The sequence below is a fragment of the Cohaesibacter intestini genome (genome assembly GCF_003324485.1).
In the GTDB taxonomy this organism is placed as follows: Bacteria; Pseudomonadota; Alphaproteobacteria; order Rhizobiales; family Cohaesibacteraceae; genus Cohaesibacter; species Cohaesibacter intestini.
Window position 1 is genome coordinate 1 of the sequence record NZ_QODK01000008.1, and the last position, 12327, is coordinate 12327.

Consider the following 12327-nt stretch of genomic DNA (forward strand, 5'->3'; position numbering starts at 1 on the left):
AACGCGTAAAACAGCGAAGCCTGCACTCCGCTCTGGTTGCCCATCATGCCCCGATCCTCCATTCTCAAAGGAATTGAATCAGGACTTCAACACCAAAGCAACGCCTACTTTTTCAACGGAATCGGCCGTGAATGCTATATCCGCGCAGGATCAGGCAGGGTGATTGCTGCGGCGCACCAGGCAGTTCCGAGCCCGTTGTGACAAATGCTTTAGCATGAACAAACGGCAGCTTTTCGCAGCTGGTAGACTATTTGGGCAATTGGTCCAGTTCGGATACTTCTTTTTCGATCAAAGAAATCATTGAGGCGATGCGGGCAAATTTGCTCCTGCCACGCCTGAAGATCAACCAAAGGTCATGATAATGCTTGATGGGTAAATCCAGTATGGAGACATCACTACGCCTAGCAAACGCATCGACCCCCGATTTGGGCAGTATCGCAAACCCTAATCCTTCCGCAACCGGAATAAGGATCTGCCCTATTTGATTGACGGACGTTCGCGTTCTCAGCTGATCCGAGCCTCGGTACTCCTTTGCGAAATTTCTCCCAAGAAGCTCATCGGCATGTTCATACCCATCTGGGTGGGCGACAAATCCGAGTTTGTTCAGGTCTTCTAGCCCAACCTCTTGGGTTTGCATGGACTTCGGAACCACCAAGCAGAGCTCCTCACGCATGATCATCTTGGCTTCAAGTTGCGGCTGGAGGGGCCGGGTCGCCAGGATACCCAAATCCAATTCTCCGCGAATAAGGCCGCGTGTCACATCGCCTTGCGGGGCAGCTGTCAGGTGAAGCGCAAGATCAGGGGCCGTTCGCAAACGCTCCAAAAGATGTGGATAGAGCCACATCGCAAAGCTACCCGAACATCCGATCCTGACCTCGCCCACGCCTGGGTCATCCCGCTGCATCAATTCCTTAAGTTCACGTTCCTGTCGGCGACGGGCTAGTCCTACTTTGAAAAGAGCTTCACCGGCTGGGGTTGGCGTGAATGATTTCCCGTCCTGCACGATCAGGGTCTTGCCGACTTGCGCCTCCAACTTTCTAAGATGCTGCGACACACCGGGTTGTGTCATCCCCAGCACGTCAGCCGACCTTGTGAAATGACCAATCTCACAAAGAGTCGTGAAAGTGTTCAACCAAGTTGCATTTAGCATGATGATAACAATCCATTATTTAAAATATACATATCGATAATTTCAGGAAATGTCACTGCTAACCTATCTTCCAGCCAACGCAAATGAAAGGAAAAGCAATGACACCTACACCACGCACTTTCTCACACATTGGTCTCTCAGTACCGGATCTGGATAAGGCCGTTGCATTCTACCGGGATATTCTGGGTTTCTACGTGATTATGGAACCGACGCAAATCACTGAAGACGACAGCGACATTGGCCAAATGTGCAGTGATGTCTTGGGTGAAGGTTGGAGTAAATTCCGCATCGCGCACCTCGCGACGGCCGACCGCATCGGGTTTGAGCTGTTTGAGTTTGAAGGCCATCACGCACCGGAAAACAACATGGATTTCCGACAACACGGAACGTTCCATTTCGCCATTCAGGATCCAAACCTCGAAGACCTCTTGGCGAAGATTGTTGCTGCAGGCGGCAAACAACGCATGCCGGTCCGAGAGTATTTCCCCAATGAAAAGCCTTATCGCATGGTTTATGTTGAGGATCCATTTGGGATCGTTTTCGAGCTATACAGTCACAGCTATGAGCTGACCTACTCGGGAGGGGCCTACTCTTAGGCCAGGGCAACCCAACCTGCAAACCGGACCTTCAACAAGAAGTCTGAAAGGTTCGGTTTGTCCGCCCTGCGGTCATCCGGCATCTGAAAATGCTGCGGTTTGCACGACTGGCAGCTTCCAGAAAGACGAAATTAAACCCCGAAAGTCGGCAAGGGCCGTTTCTTTGAATAGAAAAAGCTTGGCAAATAGACGGCGGCAGAGAGCTGCCGTCTAAAGTTTACGAAGTTCCCGTTGGTTCACGTGAACCGGCAAAGGTGAACAAAAAGGGAAAATGAAGGCATTTCCGGTTCAAAACGAAGTTCCCGTTCGTCGATTTTCTGCGGTTTCGACAGGCGGGAACAGTCTTGACATCGAAGGGGTCACTGGTTCCTTGTAAAGGGGGATCATTTGGTTTTGCGCACATGCATTTGAGCGAAAGAATAGCCAATAATGCTACAGCGCTGAGAAGGATTTTTGTGTAACAATTTGCGTAACAAATTGTGTAACAATGCATGTGGTGATGCGGCTCTATATCGCATAAATAAGCCGTTTTGGTCGGTGGTTCGAATCCACCCGACTGTACCATTTCACTCTGATGATTTTCCCGAAAAACAAATAGTTCAAACCACTAGCTTTCTTGCGGTGTGGTTGTCTTCGTCCTGTGCGCAGCTTTGTATAGCAAATCGGGCAACAAAGGCTCGCTATGAGGGATGAGCCAAGCTCTCTGCAACAATCCAGAAAGACTATGGTGGGGATCGAAAATGAGCGACACACCAGCATCAGGCTCCGGGACGGTCAAGCGTACCAGCCCACCGGCGCAACCTGATGGGCGTTTTTTGTGTCAAATCCGATCGGGGTGGCTACGCCCAACAGCAATGATCAGATGATCAGCACCGAAATGTCGGAAGGCTGCAAGCGTGAGCGGACTGCATGCTGGCTTAGGCAACTTTGTGTTTTTTTCTTGAAATGTGCAACCAGAAATTAATCATAGCAACAAGAACTAACTATGACTCGTGTCTAGCGAGGGTGTTAAAAGGGGTGAGTATTTGTGTTATACTGAGATTATGCCTGATGTCGAAGCGATGCTGATGCTTTAATATTTAACAGTAGTGACTAAAACAATATAGACCTCATAAAGTCTTTAATGTTTTCTAAGGTAGTTTTCTCTATTCTCCACGCATTGGAGGCCTTATGCGTCTGTATAAATACCTATACTCGTTGTGCGATCGTCCCAGAACTGTTGCTGCAGCGCTGTTTTTTGCGCTCTTTTCAGCGAGTTTGATGATTGCTGGCACACTGTTTGTTTTTCAGGTTTTTCTGAATCTGGAAACACAATTGAATCGTGAGATCGCAAAGGTTGATCAGCTTGATTCTGCTTTTCACACGACGATGGTGGCGCTGAATTCCCACAACAGCACGGAAGCTTGCTCGCCGGAATTTCATCATTGGTTGAGTACAATCGCATTCTTGCCGGATGGTATCCATGAAATTCTATATTCAGACAAGGATCAGTCCTGCTCGGTCAGTCGTGGAAAAATTCCAGAAGGAATTGAATTGGGCAAGGCCGATCTCGTGCGGCGCGATCTGGGATATCAATTCTGGATGGACCGTGATCTTGGGGTTATCGGCTATCCCGGTTTGCAAGGCACGTTCTTAAGAGAAGGCAATTTTTTGCTTGTCCTACCACCGTTAAAGGCACAGGAGACTTGGCTGCATGGGCAAAAGCAAGAATTTGTGACACCAACGAAGGATGGCACATGGTTGCATCGCGGTGGTGCTGCCAGCCTGAAGGACAAATATCCGGATGTTCAAACAGCGCAAGCAGGCTTTTCTGCAACCGATTGGGCTTTTTGGGGCTTCAAATGCGACAGCTTCAATCTCGTCTGTGTCATGGTTGAAGCGCCAGTAACAGGTTTGATTGTGGCCAACAGTCAAACGATCCTTGTTGGTTTGGTGTTGATGCTCACCATTGTCTGGTCGTTAACCCAAGCTGCCAAGACAAAATTCCTCAGTATGATGTCTTTGCCATCACGGTTTGTGCGCACAATGTCAGAGGACAGTCTCGTTTGTCATTATCAGCCCATTCTGTCTCTTGAAAGCGGCGAGATCGAGGGCGTTGAAGTGCTTGTGCGCTGGCGCGACCTGGACGGATCGCTGGTTTATCCAGATCAGTTTTTGCCTGTCGTTGAGAAACGCAATCTATCGCGAATTCTGACGGAAATCGTGATCAAAAATGCTTTGTCGGACCTGAAAAACATTCAATTCGCAGTGGAACACCCCAGGGTAAATATCAATGTTTTCCCCCAAGATTTTGATGCACGCTGGCTGATCAAATTGTTGATGCCCCTGCAAACGGGGGCCTACAATTTCCAGCCAGTGGTTGAGATTGTCGAGACATCCGATCTCCCACTGGAGCCAACACGTGAAGCCATCGCTTTGCTTCGTGCCAGTGGCATCGAAACCTATATCGATGATTTTGGGGTGGGCTATTCAAGCATTCACTATTTGAGTGGGCTCGGAGCGGATGGCGTCAAGTTGGATCGCTTTTTTGCCATGGCACCGGAAGATTCCTTGTCTTCCAAACTGCTGTTTAGTGCAATTGAGATGATCAGTAAAACGGGCCAGAGGCTTGTGGTCGAAGGGGTCGAAACCAAAGCCAAGATGATGAGCTTGCGCGCCACCAATAAGGTTCATCAGTTGCAGGGCTACGGCATTTCACCGCCGGTTGCCGTTGATCGTCTGGCCGCCTTCCTTGAAGAATTCCGGCATAATCACGATCAAGCCACTGCGTTCCACCCCAAAGCAATCAGTGAAATATCGGCCGCCTTCAAATAGATCCACTCACGAAACCACCAACGATGGGATCAGCGATGTGACCTCCTGTTTGTTGCCATTTCTTCTTGGTTTGCAGAAGGAATTGCCGATATCACCGGTTTAGATTAAGATTATTTCAACTCAACAATTGCAGTATTCTATCTATCACAATTGGCCGGTTCAAATTCAAAACGTGAAGCGATGACTATAGAAATGTGCAGTAAGGCAGAAACTTCACAGGAGGCCAAAATGCTTGATGGTTCTGTGACAGAGTTGTTCTTGTTAAACAAGGTGCTCACAGAAAAAGGCAAATTATTTGCCGCGAACCAGAACTTACAGTCCGAAACATCGCTGCAGGTGAATCCAAACCAAACCCGTGACCCATCGCCAAAACACCAAAACCAAGAGGTTCTGCGTTCAGTTTTTGACGAGGATCCCGACTATTTGTTTGTGAAGGACAGAGAAAGCCGCTTTGTCATTGCCAATCGTGCTGTCGCCGCAGATTTGGGTTGCAGCCCACATGAACTGATCGGAAAGACCGATTTCCACTTTCACAGATTGCAACATGGGCGCAAATACTATTCGGACGAACAGAAGGTCATGAGTTCTGCCGTTCCGATACTGCATTTGGAAGAGGTCGTTATTGATTTTCGCGGACGGAAAAAGACCTTTTCTACATCCAAGCTGCCACTATACGACGACCAGAACTGCATTATTGGTCTTGTCGGAATCTGTCGTGAGATCACAAATCAAAGGCAAATGTGATTGAGTTGCGCAGTCTAGCCCCATTATCGATGCGGACAGGCGCAAGTCATTCTGTCAGTTGAGCGGCTACCTGCGTCGCTTACGGCCCATTGGGTCCAGACAAGCCTCGATGGATGCCGTTGCTATCGAGACGGAAGCAAGACTGCGGGGTGCCGCGTCGATAAACCCGACCGGCAGACGATCTTGATCATGTGTTCTTGATCAGGCGCTTTGGCGAAGACTTCCGGCAGAGAGGTCGCCATTTTGAGACAAGAGTTCAATGAGCTGTTCTTGGGTCAAGGGTTTTGAATAATAGAAGCCCTGGACCATATTGACTTGCAATTCGCGCAACAGCTTGAGTTCTTGCTCGGTTTCCACTCCTTCAACAATGCAGTCCAGTTCAATGTCTCTGGCAAGGTTGAGCAGCGATTTGACTATCGTGAAGTTACGGGCCTCGCGATTAAGATTGCTGACAAAGCTCTTGTCGATCTTGATCTTGGTCAGCGGCAGATGATGCAGGCGTGACAACGAGGAATGTCCAACCCCGAAATCATCCAGCGAGACGCCGCATCCAAGGTGTCGGAAGAGGCGCAAGTGCTCCTCGACCTTAGACGAATCTGTACCAAATGCGGTCTCGGTCACTTCCAGATTGATGCGTTGGGGTGCAATATCACTGCGAACAATCCGCTGATAGATCCACATCAGCAGGTCCTCATCCGAGACATCCTTGGCTGACAGGTTGACCGATAGCTGCAAGGCGCTTGGCCAGTCTCTTGCCGCAGCAAGGCTCTTTTCGAAAACGATTTTGGTGATATCGACAACACAGCCGGATGTTTCGGCAACGGGAATGAACTCGGATGGCATTACGTTGCCCAGAGAGACGCTGTTCCATCGGGCAAGCGCTTCGACCGCGATGATGCGATCATGGACGATGTCGACAATGGGCTGGAAGACTGGCGTGATCTCGTCAGAGAGTCCTTCAGATTTCAACGCATGTTGAATCTGCGTGGTGCGCCGCTGTTGGCAATGCAGATATTCGGAGAAGATGGTGCATGTGCCGCGCTCGTTTCGCTTGCCTTGATACAGGGCGAAATCCGCCTTCTCGATGACATCTTGGAAGCTGTCCATGTCTGGATCGAAATGGGCAATCCCGACCGTTGCAGAAATGGCGACTTCACTGTTGTCGATATCGAATGGGCGTTGCATGACCGCGCAGATCTGCTCTCCGATAAGGTGGGAATCCCCATCGGAACAAGGCTCGCTGACAATGAACGAGAATTCATCCCCGCCAACACGGAAAAAATCCGTTCCGGGGAACTGAGACGTCAGAGTTTGAAGCCGCAGCCCGACCTGTTTGAGCAATAAGTCGCCCACCATGTGGCCATACATGTCATTGATTGGCTTGAAACCGTCCAGATCGATGGCTCCCACCGCGATGGAGTTTTTGCTCTGACAAGCCTCCATGCATTGGCGCTCAAGGGCATTGTAGAAGGCCCGACGATTGGCCAGATCGGTCAGGCTATCCCGGTTGGCCAACCGTTTGTTGACTTCAATCAGTTGCTTGGAACGAACTTCCTCTTCGACCATGTGGCAGAAATGGCGATAGCTCTGGCGCATCACGAACAACATGCCGGCGCAAACCAGAGTCACATTGACCGCTGCAGCTCTAAAAAAGACCGTGTCGGAAAAGAGAAAGAAACCCACAAAGGTACCATTCACCACAATGGAAACAATGAGCGCAGCCTGAGGCACAGAACCCAGGCAGAAGATGCAAGATATAACCGTCACGGCCATGTAGAAAGAGACGTGCGCCTTGTCCAGGACATCGCCATACTCAAATAGCATCAAGGACCAGGTTGTGAAGGCAACGGAGATAACGACAGACAGTTTGATCACCGCTTGTACGCGCGAAATAGCCTGCTTTTTTGATAGGGAAGCGGGATCAAGACGCAGCCAGTCAATGCTGCGAAAGACAACGATCACCGTGGCGATAACAAGCGGGTAAAGGGTCAACCAGTCAGGTGCAATGGACATATGAGTGATAGCAAGTGCCCAGCTGCTGATCAGGAGGATACCATACATCATGGGCAACTGCCCTGACAGCACCGTCAATTGCGCGCGCAACATGGCCAGATCCTTGTCTCCGGCAAGAAACCAGCTCTTAAGCTTCTGAATGGTGTTTGGCTTGGCCTGAGCCATACAATAGTCTCCGATCGGCGTTCTTTGTGGCGAAGCCTATCTGAGAAGATGAAATATTCGGTAAAGTTGGTATTCTCGGTCAATACCATACTAATCTACAGCTTCTGCGTCCAAGCGCCAGCCATTCGCACCAGCCTGACTTCCATCCCGAAGTGAACAGGCAATCCGCCTGCATACACCAGTATGCCATCAATTGCCTCGGCAGCATTTTCAGCGATCAGACGCTAGGTGGGAGACATTTGGCAGTCAAACACGCTGTGCGCCGTAAACTCTGATCGTGGGTAATCAGCCCCTTCGCTCGCGTGCAGCAGAGACCGGTTGCCGACTTTCCGTTGCTTCTACTCTTTTGCGTTCAGCGCCGCTTGATGGGCCTCTGCCAAGCTTTGATCCTCTGTGAAGACATGTTGAAAGCTCGGCCGAGCAATGATGCGGTCGCGATAGCTGACAAAAGCAGGCCTTTCTGGCAAAAGACCGAACATCATTGTCCAATGAAAGGCCGATGCCCACTGTATGTCTGCGATACTGAAACGGTCACCCAGAAGATAGGGGCCGTGCGACAGCGCCATTTCCACGACATCAAGCATCTGGTCATAAGTGCCATAGACAGACATTGTTTCCGGTCCGGGATCCCTTGATTGCGCTTTGTCAACCAGAGCAGGCTCAAAGCAGGCCGCGTAAAAGAGCATCCAGCGCAAATAGCGCCCCCGATCCGTGTCGGAAATGGCCGGAGCGAGACCTGCCTGCGGGAACAGATCCCCCAGATAGATTGCAATAGCGATCTGCTCGGTAATGATCGTCTCACCATGCTTGATGGCAGGCACTTTGCCCAACGGGTTTATCTTGAGATAGCCTGGCTCGCGGTGCTCGCCTGCCTTGAGGTTCATCACATGCAGCTTGTAGGGCGCGCCGAGTTCATCAAGAATGATACGGGTGGTGCTTGAGCGTGTCTGCGGGCAATGGAAAAGGGTCAAGCTTCTTTCGTCGGTCATATCGTGGTCTCGTTTTCTCTTGGTTTGAATGGCTTTTAGAAATTGAGAGGAAAATACGTCCGACTACCTGTCAAAAACTGTCAGGTATATTTAAGATAATTGGAGAAAAGGAGTTTTTCCATGCGCGCCAGCCGTCTCTTGAATATCCTGACCACGCTGCAGGCCTCTGGACATGTTACGGCAACAAGGCTGGCCGAGGAAAACGAGGTCTCGCTCAGAACTATCTATCGTGACATTGATGCACTGTCTGCCGCTGGTATTCCTGTTTATAGCGAGCGGGGCCCCGAGGGCGGCTATAAGCTGCTTGAAGGCTATCGCGTCCGTCTCAACGGGATGTCCTCGGAAGAGGCCGAGGCGCTCGCTTTTTCCGGCATGGCAGGCCCTGCTGCCATCCTTGGTCTTGGGTCCATATTGGCCGCCGCTCAAAACAAACTGATGGTGGCCTTACCGGAAAGCCTGCGCGAAGGGGCCGACCAAATGCGACAGCGTTTCCATCTGGATACGTCCGCTTGGCATCAAGAAACCGAAGAGCCTTTGTATATTCGCGAGATAGCTGCCGCCGTTTGGCGCAGCACGGTCATTCGGATGACCTATCGCAGTTGGCATGCCGAAAAGGACCGCACCGTCTGCCCTGTTGGCCTGATCTTGAAAAATGGCGCATGGTATGCGGCTGCGATGACAGAAGACATCGTTAAAACCTACCGGGTCAGCCGCATTTTGAAACTGGAGACAACATCACAAACCTTCACCCGTCCGCGCAATTTCAATCTGGTAGCCTATTGGCAAGAAAACGAGAAGCGCTTGGAAAGGGAGTTGCATCCGCATCAAGCCAAACTGCGTGTCTCCGCGCTTGGCCTACGCATTCTGAAAGGCATCAGCCCCTCCTACGTGCGTGAGCATATGGATATATCTCCCCCTGATGCCAAGGACTACCGAACAGTGAGCTTGCCGAGCAGTCGCCCGGAGCAGGCTGTCCACGAATTCTTGCGTCTTGGTGCCGAAATTGAGGTGCTGGAGCCCAGCGAATTACGACAAGCAATGGCGATTGTCGCAAGAGATATGGCGGCTCTTTATGAGGAATGACGGCCCAGTCCGGTCACTCACAAGCGAACTCGGTCCTCAGATCCGCTTCCCCATACCCGCCATTCAAACAAAGCGCGGTGTTGAGCGCAAGCAGATCTCGGCAAACCTCAAGGCGACAGCACGCCGCATTCACTTAAGACGATGTCGGCGCGTTCGCTCAAGGACACCTTTGGCAACACACTCACAGTGTGGCCTAAATCATCCAGCATTCGCGAGATGCGGTGATATTCCTGAACCGCCATATCAAAGTCATGTCTGCGCTCTGCATCACCGACGAAAAGCTCTTGCCATGGCGGTGCTATGAATACACGCTGCGCATAGGGTCGATAGTTGCCAAGGGTTTCCTTTGCTTTTTGGCCTCCGGAATGCTCCAGGGCGACGGCAGCATCGATTAGTCCCCGATCGAAGAAAACAAGACCATCAAAGTGCCGAGCGGCTTCTAGGTCGGATATTGCCAGCGCAACAGCGCGCCGCGCAAATGCTTGCACATCCACCCATGGTAAAGCTCTGCCGTCTCCAGCCAGTTCATCCGCAACGATGCGTCGACCAGGCTCGGATATGGTCGCAAGTCCACGTTCAGCCAAAACGCTCAGTAGGGTTGATTTCCCTCCACCTGAACAGCCTGTCAGCAGGATGAATCTATCGCTCAACAATCTTGCCTTTCCATGCTCTGGGATATGTCTTTCTTGCTGCACAGAACAGCAATGCTGTCTTCTCCACGCAAGCCATCAAGAGCGATGCGGATTTTGCTTCTGCGAAAGACTGCATACGGCCTGTCAAGTTGGGCTGTTGCTTCGGATCATTAAGGCAACGCCCGCAAGGAGTTGTTCAACCCGTACTGGGCGTAACTTGTAAAATACCCAGTTTTTGACCTTCTTGCTCTCCACAAGCCCCGCCTCTTGCAGAATTCTCATGTGATTGGTCACTGTTGGCTGTTTGAGACCGATCTTTTCAGTAATGAAGCCGACGCAAACACCGTCATTGATCAAGTCACCATCGACCTGCGGCGGGAAATGGTGCTCAGGCTCCGCCAGCCAATGAAGGATGCGCAGGCGGTTCTCGTTTGCGACAGCACTGAGGTCACGTGCTATTGACTTTTGGTCAAAATCTAAATAGTCATTCATCTATATACCCTGTTGGCTATGTAGGATCCTTGTGTCATTAATCAAACAAACTTTCAACTTTATCCATTGCGATGTTTTCGCCTGCGAGCCGTATTCGGGCAACAGTCTTGCTGTGTTTCCCGAAAGCAAGGGGCTAAGCGGCGATCAAATGTTGACCATCACCCAAGAGCTGCGCCACTTTGAATCGATCTTTTTGAAACAAACGAATGGTCGGATATGCGCCCAAGTGTTTGATTTGTTCAAAGAACTTCCATTTGCAGGTCACCCCATCATTGGGGCGGCCTGCATATTGCACAAACAATCGGGCACGGATTCCGAACGGATCTGGACCATTGAATTGCCAGCTGGGCGAAGTGTGCAAGTCACCACGGAATATCGAGATGGGCGCTATTTCGGCACTCTGGATCAAGGACGCCCCAAGATGTTGGGCACTGTTGAGGAGAGGGCGGAAATCGCTCAAGCCTTCAACCTTGGTGCGTTAGCCGATCTTCCTCTGGAGGTTATTTCCACTGGCCTGAAGTATTTGGTGGTGCCGGTTGACGGTGGATTGGCTGATGCGCACATTACGGTGCCGGATCTGGAGACAAAACTGAACGGCTTGGGAGCGGAGTTTGCGTATCTCTTTGACGTGGGCACTTTTGAGGGGCGGCATTGGAACAATGACGGGATCATGGAAGATGTTGCAACTGGCAGTGCGGCAGGCGTCGTTGGTGCTTATGCTCTGAAGCATGGGCTTGCCCAACCAAGCGAAAGTGTCTTGCTTAAGCAAGGCCATTTTATGGGGCGGCCCAGTGCGCTCATCGTAACCCCATTTGGTACATCTGGAAATGTGGAACGGGTCACTGTCGCCGGAGAGGTCGCCTTTGTCGGACAGGGGGAGGTTATTGCACCATGAACCGGTTCGTCGTTCCCAACGCACTGTTTCCAGTCGTTTCAAGGAAAATGGTGCAATCGCTTGAGATCGGGAAAATAGGGGAGGGGCGGCATTGCCACACACATAGTGTGTGCAGCGTTTCAAAGGACTAGACCGCCCTACGGCTTTGGAAGCTATGGTCTTGTTTTATTATATGTAAATCTTGTTTTGAGTGCAGTTTTTTTGAACGAAATGTGAAGGTGCATGGCAAATTACTTGAAAAACAGTCGAGCCATGGAGTGAACCCGCGACAAAGAAATCGCTAGCGACGCTTCGGGCGTCTTCGGACTGGTGTTTTTGCTTTTGGCTGCGTCTGCCCATCGCTTTCTTGGGCGAGCCGAAGAGACTTTAGCCTTGAGATTGTTTCTCTGGTCTTAAGGGTCTGAACCTCCAGGTCGCTCATGGGTTTCTTTGGGGGCTTCTGAATGGCGAAAAGACTTTCCTCCGCCTTGGATCTGGCAATGCTGATCATCGTATAGTCCTCGTTTGGCAAGATCGCACCTCTGGTGCAGTCTTCATCCTTGTTAGTCCGTCAGTTGTAGATTGACGGCTTGGCGTTTGCCGCAGGCGTTTTTTTGCAGGTCATAGGAAAGCTGCAAGCCGTCGATCAGGCTGTTCAAGCCTGCCTGCTCGATATCGGAGATATGAACGAGCGCTTCTTTCGAGCCGTTGTTCGGCGCGATAACACCCAAACCGGTCGTTGAGTTGTAGAATTTTACTGTGCCAATTGTCATGA

Annotated in this window: 11 protein-coding genes; 5 read left to right on the plus strand and 6 right to left on the minus strand. The window is 50.9% G+C overall.

The features are described from left to right. Window positions 1-247: 247 nt before the first annotated feature. The gene (locus DSD30_RS19725; RefSeq protein WP_114011478.1) at window positions 248-1150 is read right to left on the minus strand and encodes a LysR family transcriptional regulator; all 903 of its coding nucleotides are present in this window, start codon (window positions 1148-1150) and stop codon (window positions 248-250) included. A 98-nt stretch (window positions 1151-1248) separates the two neighbouring features. Here DSD30_RS19725 and DSD30_RS19730 point away from each other — a divergent pair, with 98 nt between their 5' ends. The 3 genes from DSD30_RS19730 (at window position 1249) to DSD30_RS19740 (ending at window position 5304) form a co-directional block, all read left to right on the plus strand. Further along, window positions 1249-1746 carry a lactoylglutathione lyase family protein gene (locus tag DSD30_RS19730; RefSeq protein WP_114011479.1) on the plus strand — a complete coding sequence of 166 codons (498 nt, stop codon included), beginning with the start codon at window positions 1249-1251 and terminating at the stop codon, window positions 1744-1746. Between the two features lie 1170 nt (window positions 1747-2916). After that, window positions 2917-4560: an EAL domain-containing protein gene (locus tag DSD30_RS19735; RefSeq protein ID WP_114011480.1), complete on the plus strand. Its 1644-nt coding sequence runs from the start codon at window positions 2917-2919 to the stop codon at window positions 4558-4560. A gap of 228 nt (window positions 4561-4788) precedes the next feature. Then, entirely contained in the window at window positions 4789-5304 is a 516-nt protein-coding gene (locus DSD30_RS19740) for a PAS domain-containing protein (protein ID WP_157967792.1), read from the plus strand. 201 nt (window positions 5305-5505) lie between these two features. On the opposite strand, the gene DSD30_RS19745 is transcribed toward DSD30_RS19740, so the two are convergent. Together DSD30_RS19745 and DSD30_RS19750 are read right to left on the minus strand one after the other, a co-directional pair. After that, on the minus strand, window positions 5506-7482 hold the full coding sequence (locus DSD30_RS19745; RefSeq protein WP_114011482.1) for a putative bifunctional diguanylate cyclase/phosphodiesterase: 1977 nt from the start codon (window positions 7480-7482) through the stop codon (window positions 5506-5508). 338 nt (window positions 7483-7820) lie between these two features. Beyond that, entirely contained in the window at window positions 7821-8471 is a 651-nt protein-coding gene (locus DSD30_RS19750; RefSeq protein ID WP_114011483.1) for a glutathione S-transferase family protein, read from the minus strand. Between the two features lie 120 nt (window positions 8472-8591). Between DSD30_RS19750 and DSD30_RS19755 the strand changes: the two genes are divergently transcribed. Further along, window positions 8592-9554, plus strand: a complete 963-nt coding sequence (locus DSD30_RS19755; protein ID WP_114011484.1) for a helix-turn-helix transcriptional regulator — start codon at window positions 8592-8594, stop codon at window positions 9552-9554. A 107-nt stretch (window positions 9555-9661) separates the two neighbouring features. Here the strand turns inward: DSD30_RS19755 and DSD30_RS19760 are convergent, their stop codons facing one another. Next, on the minus strand, window positions 9662-10207 hold the full coding sequence (locus DSD30_RS19760; protein ID WP_198663070.1) for an AAA family ATPase: 546 nt from the start codon (window positions 10205-10207) through the stop codon (window positions 9662-9664). Between the two features lie 123 nt (window positions 10208-10330). Next, window positions 10331-10678 carry an ArsR/SmtB family transcription factor gene (locus DSD30_RS19765; RefSeq protein WP_114011485.1) on the minus strand — a complete coding sequence of 116 codons (348 nt, stop codon included), beginning with the start codon at window positions 10676-10678 and terminating at the stop codon, window positions 10331-10333. A gap of 31 nt (window positions 10679-10709) precedes the next feature. Here DSD30_RS19765 and DSD30_RS19770 point away from each other — a divergent pair, with 31 nt between their 5' ends. Beyond that, a complete protein-coding gene (locus DSD30_RS19770; RefSeq protein ID WP_198663071.1) occupies window positions 10710-11573 on the plus strand; it encodes a PhzF family phenazine biosynthesis protein in 864 nt (287 codons plus the stop codon). 542 nt (window positions 11574-12115) lie between these two features. Here DSD30_RS19770 and DSD30_RS19780 read toward each other — a convergent pair. Beyond that, entirely contained in the window at window positions 12116-12325 is a 210-nt protein-coding gene (locus DSD30_RS19780; protein WP_114011487.1) for a cold-shock protein, read from the minus strand. Window positions 12326-12327 lie beyond the last annotated feature (2 nt).

Bases quoted from the DNA above. Each gene is read 5' to 3' on its own strand.
- DSD30_RS19780 (WP_114011487.1), bottom strand. From the start codon at position 12,325: ATGACAATTGGCACAGTAAAATTCTACAACTCAACGACCGGTTTGGGT.
- DSD30_RS19750 (WP_114011483.1), bottom strand. From the start codon at position 8,471: ATGACCGACGAAAGAAGCTTGACCCTTTTCCATTGCCCGCAGACACGC.
- DSD30_RS19735 (WP_114011480.1), top strand. From the start codon at position 2,917: ATGCGTCTGTATAAATACCTATACTCGTTGTGCGATCGTCCCAGAACT.
- DSD30_RS19755 (WP_114011484.1), top strand. From the start codon at position 8,592: ATGCGCGCCAGCCGTCTCTTGAATATCCTGACCACGCTGCAGGCCTCT.
- DSD30_RS19725 (WP_114011478.1), bottom strand. From the start codon at position 1,150: ATGCTAAATGCAACTTGGTTGAACACTTTCACGACTCTTTGTGAGATT.
- DSD30_RS19745 (WP_114011482.1), bottom strand. From the start codon at position 7,482: ATGGCTCAGGCCAAGCCAAACACCATTCAGAAGCTTAAGAGCTGGTTT.
- DSD30_RS19765 (WP_114011485.1), bottom strand. From the start codon at position 10,678: ATGAATGACTATTTAGATTTTGACCAAAAGTCAATAGCACGTGACCTC.
- DSD30_RS19730 (WP_114011479.1), top strand. From the start codon at position 1,249: ATGACACCTACACCACGCACTTTCTCACACATTGGTCTCTCAGTACCG.
- DSD30_RS19740 (WP_157967792.1), top strand. From the start codon at position 4,789: ATGCTTGATGGTTCTGTGACAGAGTTGTTCTTGTTAAACAAGGTGCTC.